General features: G+C 67.3%; 17 protein-coding genes. 16 read left to right on the forward strand and 1 reads right to left on the reverse strand.

Annotated elements, in window-relative coordinates; translation table 11 throughout:
* Positions 1–14: 14 nt before the first annotated feature.
* The 6 genes from TVB01_RS00335 to TVB01_RS00360 are packed head-to-tail and all read left to right on the forward strand — an operon-like array spanning position 15 to position 5,431.
* The gene (locus TVB01_RS00335; protein WP_422453205.1) at positions 15–1,085 is read left to right on the forward strand and encodes a class I SAM-dependent methyltransferase; all 1,071 of its coding nucleotides are present in this window, start codon (positions 15–17) and stop codon (positions 1,083–1,085) included.
* On the forward strand, positions 1,082–2,134 hold the full coding sequence (locus tag TVB01_RS00340) for an ABC transporter ATP-binding protein (protein ID WP_422453206.1): 1,053 nt from the start codon (positions 1,082–1,084) through the stop codon (positions 2,132–2,134). Before TVB01_RS00335 ends, TVB01_RS00340 begins: the two co-directional genes overlap by 4 nt.
* Entirely contained in the window at positions 2,131–3,213 is a 1,083-nt protein-coding gene (locus TVB01_RS00345) for an ABC transporter ATP-binding protein (RefSeq protein WP_422453207.1), read from the forward strand. The genes TVB01_RS00340 and TVB01_RS00345 overlap by 4 nt, the downstream gene beginning before the upstream one ends.
* On the forward strand, positions 3,214–3,495 hold the full coding sequence (locus TVB01_RS00350) for a hypothetical protein (RefSeq protein WP_422453209.1): 282 nt from the start codon (positions 3,214–3,216) through the stop codon (positions 3,493–3,495). It abuts the gene before it with no gap.
* Positions 3,492–4,487 carry an ABC transporter permease gene (locus TVB01_RS00355; protein WP_422453210.1) on the forward strand — a complete coding sequence of 332 codons (996 nt, stop codon included), beginning with the start codon at positions 3,492–3,494 and terminating at the stop codon, positions 4,485–4,487. Before TVB01_RS00350 ends, TVB01_RS00355 begins: the two co-directional genes overlap by 4 nt.
* Positions 4,484–5,431 (forward strand): ABC transporter permease, encoded by a 948-nt coding sequence (locus TVB01_RS00360; protein ID WP_422453212.1) that lies wholly within the window; start codon positions 4,484–4,486, stop codon positions 5,429–5,431. The genes TVB01_RS00355 and TVB01_RS00360 overlap by 4 nt, the downstream gene beginning before the upstream one ends.
* A gap of 88 nt (positions 5,432–5,519) precedes the next feature.
* Here TVB01_RS00360 and TVB01_RS00365 read toward each other — a convergent pair whose 3' ends face one another.
* Positions 5,520–6,299, reverse strand: coding sequence for an IclR family transcriptional regulator (locus tag TVB01_RS00365; RefSeq protein ID WP_422453213.1), 780 nt, complete (start codon positions 6,297–6,299; stop codon positions 5,520–5,522).
* A gap of 234 nt (positions 6,300–6,533) precedes the next feature.
* Between TVB01_RS00365 and TVB01_RS00370 the strand changes: the two genes are divergently transcribed.
* The 10 genes from TVB01_RS00370 (at position 6,534) to TVB01_RS00415 (ending at position 17,016) form a co-directional block, all read left to right on the forward strand.
* Entirely contained in the window at positions 6,534–8,234 is a 1,701-nt protein-coding gene (locus TVB01_RS00370) for a nitrilase-related carbon-nitrogen hydrolase (protein WP_422453214.1), read from the forward strand.
* Complete coding sequence (locus tag TVB01_RS00375; RefSeq protein ID WP_422453216.1) at positions 8,231–10,321, forward strand: FAD-dependent monooxygenase; 2,091 nt, start codon at positions 8,231–8,233, stop codon at positions 10,319–10,321. Before TVB01_RS00370 ends, TVB01_RS00375 begins: the two co-directional genes overlap by 4 nt.
* 11 nt (positions 10,322–10,332) lie before the next feature.
* The gene (locus tag TVB01_RS00380; protein ID WP_422453218.1) at positions 10,333–11,079 is read left to right on the forward strand and encodes a maleate cis-trans isomerase family protein; all 747 of its coding nucleotides are present in this window, start codon (positions 10,333–10,335) and stop codon (positions 11,077–11,079) included.
* A gap of 11 nt (positions 11,080–11,090) precedes the next feature.
* Positions 11,091–11,387, forward strand: coding sequence for a Dabb family protein (locus TVB01_RS00385; protein WP_422453220.1), 297 nt, complete (start codon positions 11,091–11,093; stop codon positions 11,385–11,387).
* Between the two features lie 3 nt (positions 11,388–11,390).
* On the forward strand, positions 11,391–12,146 hold the full coding sequence (locus TVB01_RS00390) for an isochorismatase family protein (RefSeq protein WP_422453221.1): 756 nt from the start codon (positions 11,391–11,393) through the stop codon (positions 12,144–12,146).
* A complete protein-coding gene (locus TVB01_RS00395) occupies positions 12,143–12,817 on the forward strand; it encodes a cysteine hydrolase family protein (RefSeq protein ID WP_422453223.1) in 675 nt (224 codons plus the stop codon). The genes TVB01_RS00390 and TVB01_RS00395 overlap by 4 nt, the downstream gene beginning before the upstream one ends.
* A complete protein-coding gene (locus TVB01_RS00400) occupies positions 12,814–13,770 on the forward strand; it encodes a hypothetical protein (protein WP_422453225.1) in 957 nt (318 codons plus the stop codon). Before TVB01_RS00395 ends, TVB01_RS00400 begins: the two co-directional genes overlap by 4 nt.
* A gap of 6 nt (positions 13,771–13,776) precedes the next feature.
* Entirely contained in the window at positions 13,777–14,721 is a 945-nt protein-coding gene (locus tag TVB01_RS00405; protein ID WP_422453226.1) for a hypothetical protein, read from the forward strand.
* Positions 14,718–16,106: an MFS transporter gene (locus TVB01_RS00410; RefSeq protein WP_422453227.1), complete on the forward strand. Its 1,389-nt coding sequence runs from the start codon at positions 14,718–14,720 to the stop codon at positions 16,104–16,106. Before TVB01_RS00405 ends, TVB01_RS00410 begins: the two co-directional genes overlap by 4 nt.
* Positions 16,107–16,197: 91 nt before the next feature.
* Positions 16,198–17,016, forward strand: coding sequence for an HpcH/HpaI aldolase/citrate lyase family protein (locus tag TVB01_RS00415; RefSeq protein WP_422453229.1), 819 nt, complete (start codon positions 16,198–16,200; stop codon positions 17,014–17,016).
* Positions 17,017–17,035 lie beyond the last annotated feature (19 nt).

The raw sequence follows: 17,035 nt of genomic DNA on the forward strand, positions 1-17,035 counted from the left end.
GGAAGGACATCCCCATGGCAGCTGCACCAGCCACGGCCGAGGCCCAGATCCACATTGACCAGCGCGGCCGTTCCGAACTGGCGTTTCTCCGGCAGATGCGGGGAGGCCTGACGCCCCTGCGCCAGGACATCCGCGCCGCCCTTGAGTCGGCCGGTGTCCTGGCCGGGGACACCGTCCAGGACATATCGGCGCTGCGCAGGGAAGCCGAACCAATCGTGGCGAACCTGCCGGAACACCGCGTGGTCGGATCAGTGCTGCGCTGGTGCCGGGATCAGACCACTCCACGCGCCGTGGCAGCGTTCGAACGGTGCCGGGACGAGCTGGAGCCCCTCGCCTCTGTTCCGGACCATATGGTGGAGGACCTCCTCGGTCCGGAAGTTCCGCGCTACTGGGACTACGAATTCCACGGCACAGCCGGCGGGTGGGACGGACACGGACACATGGGGTTCATCCACTTCGAACTCGTCTACAAGTACCTTCTGATGGCGGCCTACGGCAACGGCATCTTCGCCCTGCGCAAGCAGGTTGCCGCGGCCGCACCCCGCGGGGATTACCAGCGGATCCTCGACCTCGGGGCCGGTACGGGGCAGTACACGATGATGCTTGCCGAGGTGTACCCGGAGGCGCAGATCACCGCCCTTGACCCGTCCCGCACCTCGTTGAATTACGCCAAGCGCCGCTCACTCGACGCCGGCCTTGACTGGCGCTGCGTGCGCTCCCTGGCCGAGAGGACAGGGCTTCCCGACGCTTCGTTCGATCTGGTCACCTCCTTTATCCTCCTGCACGAGGTGCCGCCCCACATCACCCGTGCCATCCTGGCCGAGTCCTTCAGGCTGCTGGAACCGGGAGGGGAGATCCATTTCTCCGATGTAACGCCCTACCGCGCCTGTGATCCGTACAAGGCATGGAATGACGATTGGGACGCCGAGCACGGCAACGAGCCGTGGTGGCGGACGGCCGCGACGGCTGAACTGACTGCCCTGGCAGAGGCCGCCGGATTCACTGAAGTACGCGAAGGCGGGCTGCCCGGCGGCGGTGTCTACCCTTGGATTCTCACGGCACGCAAGCCGCTGGAAACGGCATGAGCACCACGGCCGGGGTCCGACCCCTGAAAACGGCGCCGGTGCCCGAGCGCGGGAACGGCATCTCCCTTCGCGGTGTGAGCGTCCACCTTCCCACCGCGGACGGCGAGCTGCAGATTCTGCGGAACGTCACCATTGACGTTCCTGCGGGCAAGATCGTGGCCCTGGCCGGTGAATCCGGTTCCGGCAAGTCGACGGCCATGCTTGCGATGGTCCGCCTGCTTCCGTGGGGTGCACGGGTCGGCGGGGAGCTGGTGGTCGGCCCCCACGAAGTCACGGCGATGGACGCCGGCCGGATGCGTGGCTTCCGGGCCAGCTATGCCCGGGTGGTTTTCCAGGACCCGTGGAGTGCGCTGCACGCCATGCATTCAATCGGTTCCCAGCTGGTGGAATCCGCCCGCTCGGCCGATCCCGGCCTGTCCAAGGCCGCTGCCCGGGAACTCGCCGTCGCCATGCTGTCCCGGGTGGGGATCCCGGATCCGGAAGCGAGGATGCGTTCCTACCCGCATCAGGTCTCCGGAGGCCAGCTGCAGCGCATCGTGATCGCCATGGCACTAGTCGCCAAGCCGCAGGTCCTGCTGTGCGACGAACCCACCACGGCACTGGATGTCACAACGCAGGAACAAATCCTGGAGCTCCTGCGCGAACTGAATGTTGAAATGGGACTGACGATCGTGATTGCCACCCACGACCTCGACGTGATTGACGGTCTCGCGGATCACCTCGTGGTGATGTACGGCGGCACGGTCATGGAGCAGGGGCCGATGAAGCAGGTCATGGGCAACCCGCAGCACCCCTACACCTGGTCCTTGCTGCAGGCCCAGCCCAAGCGGCAGGGCAAGGGGCGGCTGCTCACCATCCCGGGCCGGCCTCCGGCGCTGGATGACCTTCCTCCAGGATGCGCTTTCGCCCCGCGGTGCGCTTCTGCTGCGCCCGAGTGCTCGGACGCCGTGCCGCGGCTCCTGGCCCCGCACCTTCCGGATCACCGCACCGCGTGCATCCGCGTCCAGCAAGCATCGACCCCTGCCGCCGCCCAGAAAGGCACCCCATGACCACTGCCCAGGCGACCGACCCGGTACTGCAGATCATGTCCCTTGAACAGCACTTCAAGGGAGCCAAGGGCAGCAAGGTAGTTGCCGTCGACGACGTGTCACTCTCCGTGCATTCGGGCCAGACGGTCGGCGTTGTCGGCGAATCCGGCTCCGGCAAGACGACGCTGGGCCGCACCGCCCTGCGGCTCTACGATCCCACCGCGGGCCGCATCTACTTCGAAGGGGAAGATGTGACCCGGCTGCGGGGCAGCCGGCTGACCCGCCACCTCCGCCGCCGCTCGTCGATGATTTTCCAAAATGCCAGTACGGCACTGAACCCCTCACGGCGGCTCGGCGAATCACTTGCCGAACCGCTGGAGGTGCACCGGGTAGGCACTTCACGCACCCGTGCAGCGAAGGTCGAGGAGGCCCTCGAGAGCGTGGGAATCGACCCGGCCTGGTCCCTGCGCTATCCGCGCCAGCTCTCCGGCGGACAGCGTCAGCGTGTGGGAGTGCTGCGCGCCCTGATGCTGGAACCGTCCCTGATCGTCGCCGATGAGCCCACGGCGGCCCTGGACGTCTCGGTGCAGGCCCAAGTGGTCAACCTGCTGCGCGACATCCAGCTGGAGCGGGGGATCTCCTACCTGTTCATCAGCCACGACCTGGAGCTGGTGCGCTACATCAGCCACAACGTCCTGGTGCTGTACCTAGGCCGCGTCGTCGAATACGGCACGGCGGAACAGGTCTTCGGCGATCCGCGCCACCCGTACACCGTCTCGCTCGTGTCCATGGGCCGGGCCCCGGAACACCGGCTGGTTCCGCAGGGGGACATTCCCTCTCCGTCACAGGTGCCCTCGGGCTGTGCGTTCAGCACGCGCTGCCCGCTCGCGACCGACCTGTGCCGGATTTCCCGGCCAGTGCTGACAAATGACGGAGCCGGACGCATGGTTGCCTGCCACCGCGCCGGGGAACTGGCCGTCCCTGGGACAGAACGTGCCGTGCCGGTCATCCCGCACCCGCTGGCCCACATCCAAGGACACTCCGGGGACAGCCACGCCGTCCGCCGGGAAACTGTTCCCGCAACCACAGGAGGAAAGTAAATGCCCGGTTTCGCCGTTGAGAATGCCAAGTATCTGGACCCGGCGCAGGACATGGATGCCGTGATGGGCATGATCCTCGAGCTGGCCTCGGAGATCTCCGTGCTGCGTGACCGGCAGGCGGTCACGGAAACACTGCTCGCCGGACTTACCGGACTGCGGCGGGAAGACATTGACGCCGCCCTGCCCGGAGCTGAACTGCAGGCCGAGCTGGAAGAGGCCGGAAAGGCCTTTACCAGCCGGCTCATCGCTGCGGCTCGCGCCGGGGGAGCAGGCCAGCAGTGAGCGCGGCTGTCCTGGCCCCCGCGGGTGCGCCGGCAACCCGTGCCGCTGCCGGAAAGGTCCGCGGGATTGCGGTCTACGTGCTCAAACGGCTGGGCCTGCTGGCGTTTGTGCTGTGGGGCGTGGTCTCCTTCCTGTTCGTCATGGCCCGGCTGTCAGGCGATCCCGCTGTCCTGTTTTCCGAACCTGACGCCACCGAGGACCAGATCCAGCTCACCCGGGAACGCTTCGGCCTGGACAGGCCCCTGGCCGAGCAGTATTTTTCCGCCCTGGCCGGTGCCCTGAAACTGGACTTCGGCATGTCCTACACCTTTGGCCTGGACGCCTTCACGCTGGTGGCAGAGCGCATGGCCCTGACCCTGCAGGTACTGCTGCCCGGCCTGCTCATCGGCGTCGCAGCGGCATTCGTCGTCGGAATCTATGCGGCACTGAACCGGTCGAAGGCCCGTTCCCGGGTACTGATGTCCGTGGCGTTCCTGCTGGACGGAATTCCCTACTTCTTCCTGGCCCTGCTGCTGGTGCTGCTCTTCGCTCTCTCCTGGCGCCTGCTGCCGGCGACGGGAAGCGGTACCTTCGAACACACCATCCTGCCGATTGCGGTGCTGGCGCTCAGCTCAGTCGCCACCCTCTCCCGCCTGGTCCGCGGCCAGTTCCTCGATGTCCTCGGCGAGGGACACATCCAGATGGCGCGTTCCAAGGGCATTTCCCCGGCGTCGGTGCTGTTCCGGCACGCCCTGCCGACTGCGCTGCCGCCCCTGATCTCCTTCGTGGGCCTGCTCTTCTCCATCTCCTTCGGCTCCCTGGTGGTGCTCGAGCCGATCTTCAACTACAGCGGGCTGGGCGCCCTGCTGGTCCGCAGTGTCACCACCCGTGACTTTCCGGTGGTGCAGGCCGGCGTTTTCGCCATCGCACTGCTGATAACCGTGATCAACCTGGCCATCGATGCGATCGTCACGCTGATTGATCCCCGACTTCGAACGAAGGTCGCGAAATGACAGTCCTGACCCCTCCCGCTGTCCCGTCCGTTGCGGCAGCTGCCGGCCCGGCCAGGCGCAAGGCGCCGCCCCGGTTCGCAGAAGTCTCCGCGGCGGTGTTTTCCGGCTGGGCGGCGCGAATATCAGGAGGCGCGCTGCTGCTGCTCGCCTGCTGCGCGGTCTTCGCCGACATCCTGGCGCCGTTTGACCCCCGCGAGCAGGACCTGCTGAGGATCAACCTGGCGCCGTCGTGGATGGGCGGGCCTGAGGGGCACCTGCTGGGCACCGATGCGCTGGGACGTGACATCGCCTCGCGCCTGCTGTTCGGGCTCCGGCTCTCGCTGGTCATCGGGCTCGCGGCGGCCACCATCGCCGCCTGCCTGGGGCTGCTGCTCGGCGTGCTCGCCGGGTACTACGAAAAGGTGCTCGGCACGGTGCTGCTCCGCCTCGCCGACGTGCAGCTCGCCCTGCCTTTCGCGGCCGTCGGCATTGCGCTCTCTGCCGTCGTCGGATCCGGTGCCATGATGCTGATCGTGTTCCTGGGCTACTGGGGCTGGACCACCTTCTCCAGGGTGATTGTCTCCACGGTGTCACAGGTGCGCCGCGTGGACTATGTGGTTGCGGCCCGCACTTACGGTGCCTCGGCGCCGCGGATCATGTTCCGCCACGTCCTGCCGTCCGTCATCAGCCCCGTGGTGGTCCTGTGGACCAACATGGCGGGCATCCTGACCCTCGCAGAATCAGGCCTCTCCCTGCTCGGGCTGGGCGTGCAGCCGCCGGAGTTCACCCTGGGCTCCATGCTCGCGGACGGGCAGAACGATCTTCGCCTGGCCCCCTGGGCGGCCATCGCACCCGGGGCCGTGCTCATGGTCATCCTGCTGGCCTTCAACACCTTCGGGGATTCGCTGCGCGATGCGCTCACACCGGGAAGCCCGAAATCCAGGCACGATCCTGAGCTGAGCTGAGCTGAGCTGAGCTGAGCTCCGCGGTCGCAGTCCCCGCCCCCCCCGGGTGCGGGGGGGGGGGGGGGGGGGGGGGGGGGGGGGCGGCGGTTCAGCCGGCGACGGCGAGGGCGTCAGTGATCTGCCGGGCAGCCCCGGTAATCAGGGACTGGATCCTGCGCCGGCTCTCGGCCGAAAGCCGGTAGGTCGGCCCGGCGGTGCCCAGGGCCAGGACCTCTCCGCCCGGAGCATGCACGGCAGCGGCGCACCCCCAAATCTCTGGATCGATCTCCTCGAAGCTCTCGGTATGTCCTGCCCGGGCCAGCTCATCCAGTGCCTCGGCGGAAAGCAGCCGGCGGTGCGCCTCCGAATTCAGCTGGCCTTCCACCGATGCCACGTACCTTTCACGCTCGCGGGGCGGCATGTAGGCCAGCAGCGTCCGGGGGATGGACCCGGAATGCAGGGACATTGCCTGCCCGCGGCGGAACTGCAGGCGCACGGCCTGTTCGGACTCGACCCGCTCAACGCAGTAGGCGAAGTCCCCGGCCCGGCGCGCGATGAGTACGGTTTCCCCGATCTCATCCCGCAGCCGGGTCATGACCGGCACCGCGATATCCACGATGTCGGTCCGGCTGGCGGTGTGCGCGCCGGCGAGGTCCAGCACCCGGGCAGTGACACGGTACGCGTTGTCTGTGGCAGGTTCCAGGAACCCTTCCTCACGGAGCAGGCCGACGTAGCGGTATGCCGTCGACGTCGTCAGGCCCAGTTCCCGGGCGAGTTCGGCGACCGTCCAGGCAGGGCGTGCGCCCGTGAACAGGCCCAGGACGTTGAGCAGCTTGCGTCCGGTTTCGGCGCCGCTGGTGCCTTTGGTTCGTGCGGTGTTCGGGGTCATCCCTTGTCCTCGTGGATATGCGATGGAGCAGTTGTCAGGCGCAGGGTTTTGCGGCCATGGGTTGCCATCCTATGGGAATTTAGGTCCCAGCAATTGTTAAATGCTTGTTTCGCCCCGGATTCTGCGTTGACTGTGTTTTCTTTGCTGGCTAGCGTTATTCCCAGTTACTAGGAATCCATTCTCATCATATGGAACTGTCCAGATGAAGCGAGAACGGCAACGAAAGGAAGTTCCGTGGCGATCGTTCGCTTTGGTACCGCCCAGTTCTTCTCCGGCCCGGATACAGCGGCCAACCTGCAGATGTGCATCAACTGGATGCGCCGGGCAGCCGATGCCGGCGTCCAGCTGCTTGTGATGCCGGAGAACTCCAACCGGGTCCGCGACTTCACGACACGCGAAGCGGCCTGGGAGCTGTCCGAAGACCTCGACGGCGATTTCGTCACAGGCCTCCGCGCCGCCTGTGCGGAACTCGGCCTGTGGCTGGCAGTCGGTGTGGACCTGAGGGGCGAGGACTGCCCTGACGTGTTCATCGGCCAGGTGCTGATCAACGACGCCGGTGAAATCGCTGCCGTGCACCGCAAGCACATTTTCTGGGACTACGAATACACGCTCTTCACCCCCGGTACGGAGCCCATTACGGCCGTCGAGACGCCGCTGGGACGGCTTGGCCTGCTGATGTGCGCCGACGGAATTGTCCCCGAAGTGCCGCGCCTGCTCGGTCTGGACGGCGCGCAGGTGTTCCTGAACTCGTTGAACAGCCGGGGGCCGGATGAGCACCGGCTGCACGTTCCGCAGCGGGCCATGGAAAACCGGGTCTGGCATGTCTCCTCCAATACCGTTGGCGGCCCGGCGGACGCGTACCCGTGGATGGGCGGCTCGCAGATCGTCTCACCGGACGGAGTGGTCCTTGCCGCCGCCGGGGAATCTGAGGAGGAGCTGGTCTGGGCAGACCTGGACCCGGCTGCCGCTGACCAGAAGACGGACCCGCTGCGCGGCGACGTGTTCGCCGCCCGGAGGCCCGATCTCTACGGCGATCTGGCACTTCCGGTCCAGGAGCTGCCCGTGGCGGCCATGTACGGACCGGCGGGTGAAACACCCTCCACACTGATCACCGTTGCGCCGCTGCAGGTTTCCTGGTTCCACAACCGCGACTGGACCGTCACCCGGGCCCTGGGCCAGATCGAATACGCCGGTTCCCGTGCCATAGCCCTGGGCGTGCTGCCCGAACTCTTCTGCTTCCGTCCAGGCGAGGTCGCCGCCGATCCGGCTGACGCCGCCGCGTTCAGCGCCGAAGTCCTGGACAGGATCCGTGCCGCTGCAACGGCCGCCCGGATGCATGTGGCCGTAAACCTGGTCGAGGACGGCGGCGGTGCCTACTTCAACACCACCTGGCTGGTCGGCCCCGACGGCGGAACCTCCGCGCGCTACCGCAAGACGCACCTTGAACCGGCTGAAGGGTGGGCAACCCCCGGAGACGACCTCACCGTGGCCCAGACGGCACTGGGCCGAATCGGCTTCATGACCGGAAGCGAAGTCTGGTTCCCCGAAGTGGCCCGCGTGCTGACCGTCCGCGGAGCCGAACTGATCGTGCACCCCACGGGCTGGGACCGGCCCGAGGCCGCTACCTGCGCAGCAGTCCAGCGGACCGAAGAAAACCGTGTGCACCTGATCTCCTCGGCCCGCCTCGACTCCGCCGGCAGCGTGGGCAGCCAAGTGGTGGAGGCCGATGAATTCGTTCCCGGGCAGCCGATCGCCCTGATGCGCTACCCCACTGCCTGGACCTGCCGCGGCGGGTTCGAGGAACAGATGAAGGTGGAGCTGGACCTCCGCGGTTCCCATTCCAAAGTTCAGGGATTCCACCTGGACCCCGTCGCCACCCGGCAGCCGTTCCTCTATCAACCCTTCGTCCGCGCCCAGGAGGTGGCAGCACGATGAGCACAGCACTTACCCCGGACGGCCCGGCCGGCACCCGGGTGCCCGTCCTGGTAGCCGGCATGGGTCCTACCGGCATGGTCGCCGCCCTGGCCCTGGCCCGGCGCGGCATCCCCGTGACGGTGCTGGAGGCCGGTGCGGAACTGGCCGAAGAGTCACGTGCCTCCACGTTCCACCCGCCGAGCCTGGAAATGCTGGCGGACCTGGGCATCCTCGCCGACGTCGAGGCGCGCGGCCTGGTGGCTCCGCGCTTCCAGTACCGGGACAAGTCGGGTGCGGTCCTGGCAGATCTGCACCTTGATGCCCTCTCCGATGACACCCGCTTTCCGTACCGCCTGCAGTGTGAACAGAACAAGCTCACCGAAGTCATTCTCGCGAAGCTCGCCGAATACCCGCACGTGACCCTGCGCTTCAGCGCGCCCGTGCAGCGGGTGGAAATCGGCACGGACACGGCCCGGGTCTTCCTGGAAGGGGACGCACGGGAGCCGAGCTACATCGCGGACTGGCTGATTGCCGCGGACGGGGCCCGCTCCAGCATCCGCAAATCCCTCGGGATCGCGTTTGAGGGACTGACGCTTCCCGAGCGTTTCCTCGTTGCCTCGACGAAGCACGAATTGGGGGAACAGTTCGTGGACCTCGCGCTGGTTGCCTACCTGTCCGATCCCTCGGACTGGGGCGTGCTGCTGCGGACGCCGCGGCACTGGCGGGTGTTGATGCCCGTCAGCCCCGCGGTGAGCGACGCCGAGGCACTCGACCCCGAAACCGTGGAACGGCGCCTGCAGAACATTGCCCCGAAGGAGGGTACGTATCCGCTGGACCACGCCAACATCTACGTTGTCCAGCAGCGCGTTGCGGCCAGCATGGCCGCCGGACGCGTGCTGCTCGCCGGAGACAGCGCCCACGTGAACAATCCGCTGGGCGGAATGGGAATGAACAGCGGTATCCACGACGCCGTTGCCGCTGCCAGGACGGTTGCCGCAGCCCTGGACGGCGCCGACCCCGAGCTGGCAGCCAGGGCCTACGATGAGGCACGCCGCAGCACAGCCGTAAACTTCCTGCAAAAGAGCACCATCCAGAACTACAAGGACCTGCAGGAGTCCGACTCCGCCCTCCGCCACGAACGGACGGTCCAGCTGGGCCGCATATCGGCGGACCGCGAGCTCTCCCGCAGTTACCTGCTCGGCTCCTCCATGCTCAGTGCGGTCTCGCGCTCCAACGACCTGCTCGAGGGCGGACTGCGCGCTGCGGCGCGGGGCGCAGCGGTCCCGGCCGGGCGCCGGCTCTGGGCAGCGCTGTCCGCGGGCACGGTTGTTGCCCCCGGCGCGTACGACGCCGTCAGCGCAACCCTGGTGCGGGACGCCGGGTTCGGTGCCTGCTTTGTCTCCGGAGCCGCCGCGGCGGCCGCCGGACTGGGATGCCAGGACCAGGGCTATGTGGGCCGCGCCGACATGCTGTCCCACTTGGCTCCGGTCGCCGCAGCATCCGGGCTCCCGGTGATCGCCGACGGCGACGGCGGTTACGGCGACGCACGCCAGGCGGCATACACCGCTGCGGCGTACGAACACGCCGGCGCCGCAGCGATCACCATCGAGGACCAGGTCCAGCCCAAGGATCCCTCCGGCAGGACAGCAGTCCTGCCGCTCGAGGAAGCCGCCGCGAAGGTTGCCGCCGCTGTTGCCGCCCGCAGGGAAATGCTGGTCATCGCCCGGACAGATGCCTACCAGACAGAAGGTTTCCAAGGGGTGCTGCAGCGGGCACGCGCCTACGCCGCCGCCGGAGCAGACCTGATCTTTGCCGAGGGCGGCCTGACGGTCGCCGAACTCGCGGCACTGCACCGGGCAACCGGCAAACGCCTGGTTCTCAACCGTTCCGAAGCGAGGGAACCGGTTGCCGGTTCCCTGGCAGACCTGTCAGCAGCCGGCGTCGGCCTGGTCATCTACCCGGTGACAGGCCTGCTGGCAGCAGGCAGCGCGCTGCGCGGTGCCTACGAATCCCTGGCAGAACAGGCGTGGCCGGTGCCTACCGGCCAGCTTGCCTGGTCCTCGCTGAACTCCATGCTCGCCGCCGGTGCTGCCGGCCCCGCAACGTAAAGGATCATCCCTTGCCTTCATACCTCTCCGAACGCGCCGTCCTTGGCGTGATCGTCCCCTCCACCAACACCGTCGTGGAGGCCGAATACAACCTCATGCGCCCGCCCGGCGTCAGCTACGCCACCAGCCGGATCTTCATCAGCCAGCCCGAACTCCAGGACGACGCGTCCTTTGTGGACTTCCTGGAGGACCTGCGCACCCAGACTGACTACGCGGTGCGCGACATCATGACCGCTGAACCCGACCGGATCGTCATGGGTATGTCCGCCGAAACCTTCTGGGGCGGCGCCGAGGGGGCCGCTGCCTTCGAAGCCGGCATCCGGGAACGTGCCGGCGGCCTGGAACTCTCCACCGGTGCAGCGGCCTGTGACGCAGCCCTGCGCAGGTTTGGTGCCCGCCGCATCAGTTTCATCACCCCCTACCAGCCGATCGGCGATGAACAGGTCCGGGCCTACTTCACCGACATGGGCTACGAAGTGGCCAAGGTACATGGCTTCGCCTGTACTTCGGCGACCAATATTTCCGACGTCACGCGGGAGCAGGTCCGTGAAGCCTTCCTGTCAGTGGACGGTCCGGATGTCGACGCACTGGTGCAGGCAGGGACCAATCTGTGCGCCGTGGAGGTGGCCGCCGAACTGGAGAAGGAGCTGGGCAAGCCGGTCATCGCGATCAACGCGGCGACGGTCTGGCACGCCCTGCGCGGCCAGGGAATTAATGACCAGCTCACCGGTTTCGGCCGCCTGCTCGAAGAGTTCTAGGAGATACCCACATGCCCCTCAAACACATCGGCCTGCTCACGCTGCGCCCGGAAACCACAGCAGAAACAGCGGACGAAATCCTCTCCGGCCTCCGGGCGCTCCGGGACCAGGTCCCCGGCGTCGTCTCCGTGACCGCTGCCCGGGACCTGTTCCTCAAGGACGGCAACGCCGACATCTGCTTCGAAGTATCCTTCGCAGACGAAGCAGCCTGGCGCTCCTACCAGGTGCACCCGGCCCACGTTGCCCTCGTCAGGGACCACATTGCCCCTGCCATTTCAGCAAAGGCCTTCATCCAGGTGGGCTGCTAGACCGTGGCCGGCGCGACGGCGGCACCGGCCGCGGACCAGCACCCCCGGCAGGCGGACTTTGGCGCAGATTTTGCTGCCGCGGGACTGGACGGCACGCTCGGGCCGGGGGAACGCCCGGCACTGCTGCTGGTCGATCCCGCGGCTGCCTACACCGAGGAAGAGTCCCCGCTGTATGCCGGTGTCCAGGATGCCGTGACAGGGATGCACCGGCTCCTGGCCGCAGCACGGCGGCACAAGATCCCTGTCTTCCTCACCCGGGTGCTCCATGAACACCCCGGCGACGGCGGACTCTTCGCCCGGAAAGTTCCCGCCACGCGGGTCTGGGCCAAGGGCAGCCCCTGGGCTGAGTTCATCCCCGGACTGGAACCCGGAACAGGTGAAACCGTCATCACAAAGCAGTACCCCAGTGCCTTCTTCGGCACGCCGCTGGCCTCACTGCTTTCCGCCGCGCGCGTGGACACCGTCCTCATAGCCGGGCTGACCACAAGCGGCTGTATCCGGGCCACGGCCCTGGACGCCCTGCAGCACGGTTTCATTCCCATCGTCGCCGCAGACGCGGTGGGAGACCGGCACCCGGAGATCCATGCGTCGAACCTGGTGGACATCAAGGCAAAGATTGCCGACGTCGAAACCACGGCGGGGATTGAACGGTACCTGGCCGCCCGGTCCCTCCTCCAGCCGCCGGGCCGCCCTCCGGTTCCAGCACTGCACGACAGCGCGCCTCACCCCAAGCACCGCACAGAACAGGACAAAGCATGAGCACTGAAAGCCTCGACTGGAACCAGGAAATGGCCCGCATCCGCCAGCTCCGTGCCGAAAGGCCGCGCGTTGGTCCCGGTGCCAGCCCGGCGGTTGTTGTGGTCGACTTCCAGAAGGCGTTTGTTGAACACGCCGGCTGCGGGCCTTCGGCGGCCGCGGCGCTCCGCAACACAGCCGTCCTGCTGGATGCTGCCCGGGCTGCGGGCATCCCGGTGATCTACATCAAGATGATCCTGGATGACCTGGAAGACCGCATGCTGGCGCAGCGGGTCCGTTCCTCCCTCACCGAACGGTGCCTGCGCGGCAATCCCTGGACGGAGATTTCATCGGTTGTGGAACCCCGTCCCGGAGACCACATCGTCGAGAAAACCGTCGCCACAGCTTTTTACAAGACACGGCTGGATGAGCTGCTCGAGGAGCTCGGCACTGACGAACTGGTGGTCGCCGGGACCTCCACCAGCGGGTGCGTGCGTGCGACGGTCATGGATGCCGCCTACCGCTCCTACCGGGTATCGGTCGTGGAGGAATGCGTTGATGACTTCCGGACACTTTCCGGCGAAGTCTCACTGTGGGACATGCAGGACCGGTTCGGCGACGTCGTCGGCCTGTCCGAAACACTGGACCGCTTCGGGCAGCTGGCAGCGGAACGCGCGGAAGCAGTCCGGGCATGACCGGTGCCCGGATTCCCCACGACGAACGCCTGGTTTATGCTCCGCTGCCGGGCCGGCCGCAGCTCACCTGGCCGGGCGGGAAGACCGTGGCGGTCTGGCACGCACCCAACGTGGAGCACTACGACTACATTCCACCCGGGTCGGGAGCGGTGCAGGGGCGGGTCTCCACTCCCGACCTGCAGCACTACACCCACCGGGATTACGGCAACCGGGTAGGGTTCTGGCGGCTGCTCCGTGCAGTGGATGAGTTCGCGGTCCCGAGCACCGTCTCGCTGAGCCTGCAGGTCCTGGAGGAACTGCCCGAAGTCCGGGATGCCATGCTGGAGCGAAGCTGGGAGGTGATGAGCCACGGCATCAACAATCTCCGGCCGCTCTATGGCTACTCCGTGGAACAGGAGCGCGAGTTCTTCGAACTGAACCAGGACCTGGCCCTTGCGTACACGGGTAAACCCCTGAAAGGCATGCTGGGACCAAAGGTTTCCGGCACAGAGAATACCTGCGACCTGATGGCCGAATACGGCATGAGCTATCACGCCGACTGGATCCACGATGAGCAGCCCCGCCCGCTGCGTACATCCGGCGGGGGACGCCTGGTCTCCATCCCGTACTCCTTCATGCTCAACGACGTGCCCCTGCTGCATGCCAAGCATTACTCCGGTGAGTACTTTGCCCGTCTGGCGAAGGCCCAGGTCAGCCGTCTTGTCCGAGATGCCGCCGAGGACGGGCACGGCAGGGTGGCCTGTATCGCGACACACCCGTTTGTCGCCGGCCAGCCGCACCAGTCGAGGCACCTGCTGGACATCTTTGAGTTCCTCCGCGGACAGGATGATGTCTGGCTTGCCACTGCCGGAGAAATCACCGACTACTACCTCGAACACCATTACGACGCCCAGCTGGCCTACGCGGAAGGACTCTCCGCTGGATCCCAGTTTCCCGTCCCCGCAAGGAGCTGACCCGGCATGCCCATTTTGAACCACCCGGCCGACGCCGTCCTGTACGCCCCGGACATTCCCCGCAGCTACGAGCCCGAACGGGACGGCTGGGACAGCCGGGCGCCATTGACGGTCTCACTGCTGCTGCATGCACCCCGCTACCTGGACCCTGCGCCCCCGGGAACCTTCGAGCCGCTTGCCATGCAGGGCGGCGTGGGGCGCGAGACCGGTGAACCAAAGCCGGGCCAGGTCGCTCGTCTTTCGCAGTGGGACTTCGGACTGACTACCGGTATTTTCCGCCTGCTGGACATCGCGGAAAGGCACGGCGTGGCCGCGGCCGTGGCGCTCGATGCGCATGCCGCCGCTCTTCCTGGCCTGGGGGCAGCCCTGGGAATGAGGGCCGGGGAAATCGTGGCCCGCGGAGCCGCCGCAAACAGTGTCCTTGACCCGCGGATGGACGAGGACGCCGAGCGCGCGTACATCACCACGTCACTGGCTGCCGTTGAAGAAGCGACCGGCCGGAAGGTCACGGGCTGGTTCTCCCCTGAGCGCACGTCCACGCCCCGCACGACGTCGCTGCTCGCCGCCGAAGGCGTGGAATGGTTTGGCGACTGGACGCTGGACGAGGTACCCGTTCCCCTGCAGGGGTCCGCGGGCGGGTTGACCGCTTTGCCGTTCTCCCTCGAGACCGAAGATATGTTTGCGCTATACAGCCGGGGCCTGCCGTTTGAGGAGTACGAGGGCCTGCTTGAGGATACCGTCGACCAGCTCGTGGCGGATGCCCGGACCTGCGGAAACCGTTTCCTGGGCTTGAGCTGGTTCGGCTGGGTGCTGGGCCAGGCGTGTTTTGCTGACGTGGCCGAAACCGTGCTCGGCCGCCTGGCCGTGCATCCCGACGTCGTGTTCGCCCTGCCCGGATCGGCGGCGGCCGCCGGCGGCGGGCCCGCCGGCGAAAACACTCCTCGCCCGTGAGCAGCACGGCTGCGCCTGCCCTCCGCCCCGAACTGCCTGCCCGGCTCGGATGGGCACTGGGGTCGGGCACCATCCTGCAGGGTTTCAACTCCTCAATCATCGCCGTGGCAGTGGTGTCCATCGGCGTGTTCTACGGGGACCCATCGGCGCTGCCCTGGCTGGTCTCAGGCATGTACATCGCCTGCGCGGTTGCCTCGCCCACGGCCGGACGCCTGGTGGATCTCTTCGGCGCCCGGAGGCTGTATCTCACCGGACTCGGAATTGTCCTGGCCGGGTCGTTGCTGGGACCGTTCGCTCCGACCTTGCAGGCCCTCGTGGCGGTGCGGGTGCTGATGGGGATCGGGGCCTCAATCCACTTTCCCGCGGCCATGGCCGTGCTCCGCCGGAGCGCGGCAGCGCAGGGCGGGTCGAACCGGCGGTGCATCGGAACCATTGCCCTGTGCGGGCAGACCATGGCCGCTATCGGGCCGTCGATAGGCGGGTTCCTGATAGTAGCCGGAGGCTGGCAGGCAATTTTCTGGGCGAACATCCCGCTGGTCGCGCTTTCCGCCGTGCTCGTGCTCTGCACCGTTGAGGCTGATCCCCGGCCGGAACCCCGAAGCTTCCGTGCCGTAGTCCAGCTGCTCGACGTGCCCGGGCTGCTGCTCTTTGTGCTGGCCCTCGTCGCGCTGATGGCCGGACTGCTCGAACTCGATGGATCGCTGTGGACCGCGGGGGTCCTGTTGGCGGGGTCACTGGGACTCGGCGCCCTGTTTTTCTGGCGGGAGCTGAACGCCGCCCAGCCGTTCCTGGACGTGAGGATGCTCGCCGGCGAACCTGCCGTCCTGCGCACCTGTGCCCGGGCCGTGCTGACCTTCACCGCGTTCTACTGCGTCTTCTATGGACTGCCCCTCTGGTTCGAAGGAGCCCGGGGGCTCAACCCGGCGGAGTCCGGCGCCCTCATGATCCCGGTCTTCGGAGCCGGTGTCCTCTCGACCATGGCAGCGACTGCAGCAGGACGCCGGCTGAGCCCGCGCTGGCTCCTGGTCATTGGCGGGACAGCGTTCGTCCTGGGCGGGGTCCTGGTGGCAGTTCTGTGGACCACCGATTCCCCGGTGTGGCTGCTGGCCGCCGTTGCCGCAGTCCTGGGCGTTCCCAACGGGTTCAACAATGTAGGCAACCAGTCCGTGCTGCAGGCCTCGGCACCCGCAGACAGCATTGGAGTGGCCAGCGGGCTCTACCGCACGGCGCAGTACATCGGGGCTGCCCTGTCCGTGGTGCTGGTGGATGCAGTGCTGGCCGCTGCGGCGCCGGGCGGCGGTGCCCGGTTGCTCGGCATCTGTATCGCGGCGGCAGGATGCGTGCTCACGGCGGTAAACATGGCCGCTGCGCTTCGCCGAACCTGAACCGGGAGCGCCCCCCAGCCGGGGTGGCGCCTACCGCCTGGCCCCGGGCCGCCGGTAGGTTGGACGTACCGCACTACCGAGGAGCAAGCACATGACCGCCTTCCCCATGGGACCTGCCCTGCTGTTCTGCCCCGCGGACCGCGCAGACCGGTTCGCCAAAGCAGCCGAACGTGCCGATGCCGTGATCCTGGACCTGGAGGACGCAGTAGCGTTCGAGGACAAGGAGCAGGCCCGGAAAAACCTGGCAGCCTCTGCGCTGGACCCGGAGCGGACCATCGTGCGCGTAAACCCCGTGGACAGCACCTCCTTCCGTGCCGACCTCGAGGCGCTCGCCGTCACCGGCTACCGGTACGTCATGGCGGCCAAGGCCGAGGACCCCAAGGCCATTGCGCATGCCCTGCGCAAATACCAGGTCGTAGCCCTGCTGGAGACAGCCCTGGGAGTCGTCCGGGCCGCGGAGATCGCCCAGGCCGAAAACGTGGCGGCGCTGATGTGGGGAGCGGAGGACCTGCTGGCTTCCCTCGGCGGCGAATCCAGCCGCAGGGCCGACGGCAGTTACCGCAGCGTCGCTGTCGCCGCGCGCTCCGCCGTCCTGCTGGCCGCCGGAGCCTTCGGCAAAGGTGCGATCGATTCGATCTACGGGAACATTGCGGATACCGCTGGACTGGAAGAGGAAGCGCGCGACGGCGCCGCGTCCGGGTTCGCTGCCAAGGCCTGCATCCATCCGGGGCAGGTGGCCGCCGTGCGTGCCGCGTACGCACCCTCCGAAGCGGAAAAGGACTATGCCAGGGAAGTGCTGGCCGCAGCCAAGGGCCAGGGCGGCGTCTTCAGTTTCCGCGGCGAGATGATCGACGGACCGCTGCTGCGCCAGGCAGAACAAACCCTGCGCCGGGCCGGCATCCTGACCTGATCCGCGGTACAGCAGCAGG

Source organism: Arthrobacter sp. 7Tela_A1 (assembly GCF_049311065.1).
GTDB lineage: Bacteria > Actinomycetota > Actinomycetes > Actinomycetales > Micrococcaceae > Arthrobacter_B.

What these genes read in the sequence shown, in the direction of transcription:
- TVB01_RS00335 (WP_422453205.1), top strand. Translation starts at nt 15, where the DNA reads ATGGCAGCTGCACCAGCCACGGCCGAGGCCCAGATCCACATTGACCAG.
- TVB01_RS00340 (WP_422453206.1), top strand. Translation starts at nt 1,082, where the DNA reads ATGAGCACCACGGCCGGGGTCCGACCCCTGAAAACGGCGCCGGTGCCC.
- TVB01_RS00345 (WP_422453207.1), top strand. Translation starts at nt 2,131, where the DNA reads ATGACCACTGCCCAGGCGACCGACCCGGTACTGCAGATCATGTCCCTT.
- TVB01_RS00350 (WP_422453209.1), top strand. Translation starts at nt 3,214, where the DNA reads ATGCCCGGTTTCGCCGTTGAGAATGCCAAGTATCTGGACCCGGCGCAG.
- TVB01_RS00360 (WP_422453212.1), top strand. Translation starts at nt 4,484, where the DNA reads ATGACAGTCCTGACCCCTCCCGCTGTCCCGTCCGTTGCGGCAGCTGCC.
- TVB01_RS00365 (WP_422453213.1), bottom strand. Translation starts at nt 6,299, where the DNA reads ATGACCCCGAACACCGCACGAACCAAAGGCACCAGCGGCGCCGAAACC.
- TVB01_RS00375 (WP_422453216.1), top strand. Translation starts at nt 8,231, where the DNA reads ATGAGCACAGCACTTACCCCGGACGGCCCGGCCGGCACCCGGGTGCCC.
- TVB01_RS00385 (WP_422453220.1), top strand. Translation starts at nt 11,091, where the DNA reads ATGCCCCTCAAACACATCGGCCTGCTCACGCTGCGCCCGGAAACCACA.
- TVB01_RS00395 (WP_422453223.1), top strand. Translation starts at nt 12,143, where the DNA reads ATGAGCACTGAAAGCCTCGACTGGAACCAGGAAATGGCCCGCATCCGC.
- TVB01_RS00400 (WP_422453225.1), top strand. Translation starts at nt 12,814, where the DNA reads ATGACCGGTGCCCGGATTCCCCACGACGAACGCCTGGTTTATGCTCCG.
- TVB01_RS00405 (WP_422453226.1), top strand. Translation starts at nt 13,777, where the DNA reads ATGCCCATTTTGAACCACCCGGCCGACGCCGTCCTGTACGCCCCGGAC.
- TVB01_RS00415 (WP_422453229.1), top strand. Translation starts at nt 16,198, where the DNA reads ATGACCGCCTTCCCCATGGGACCTGCCCTGCTGTTCTGCCCCGCGGAC.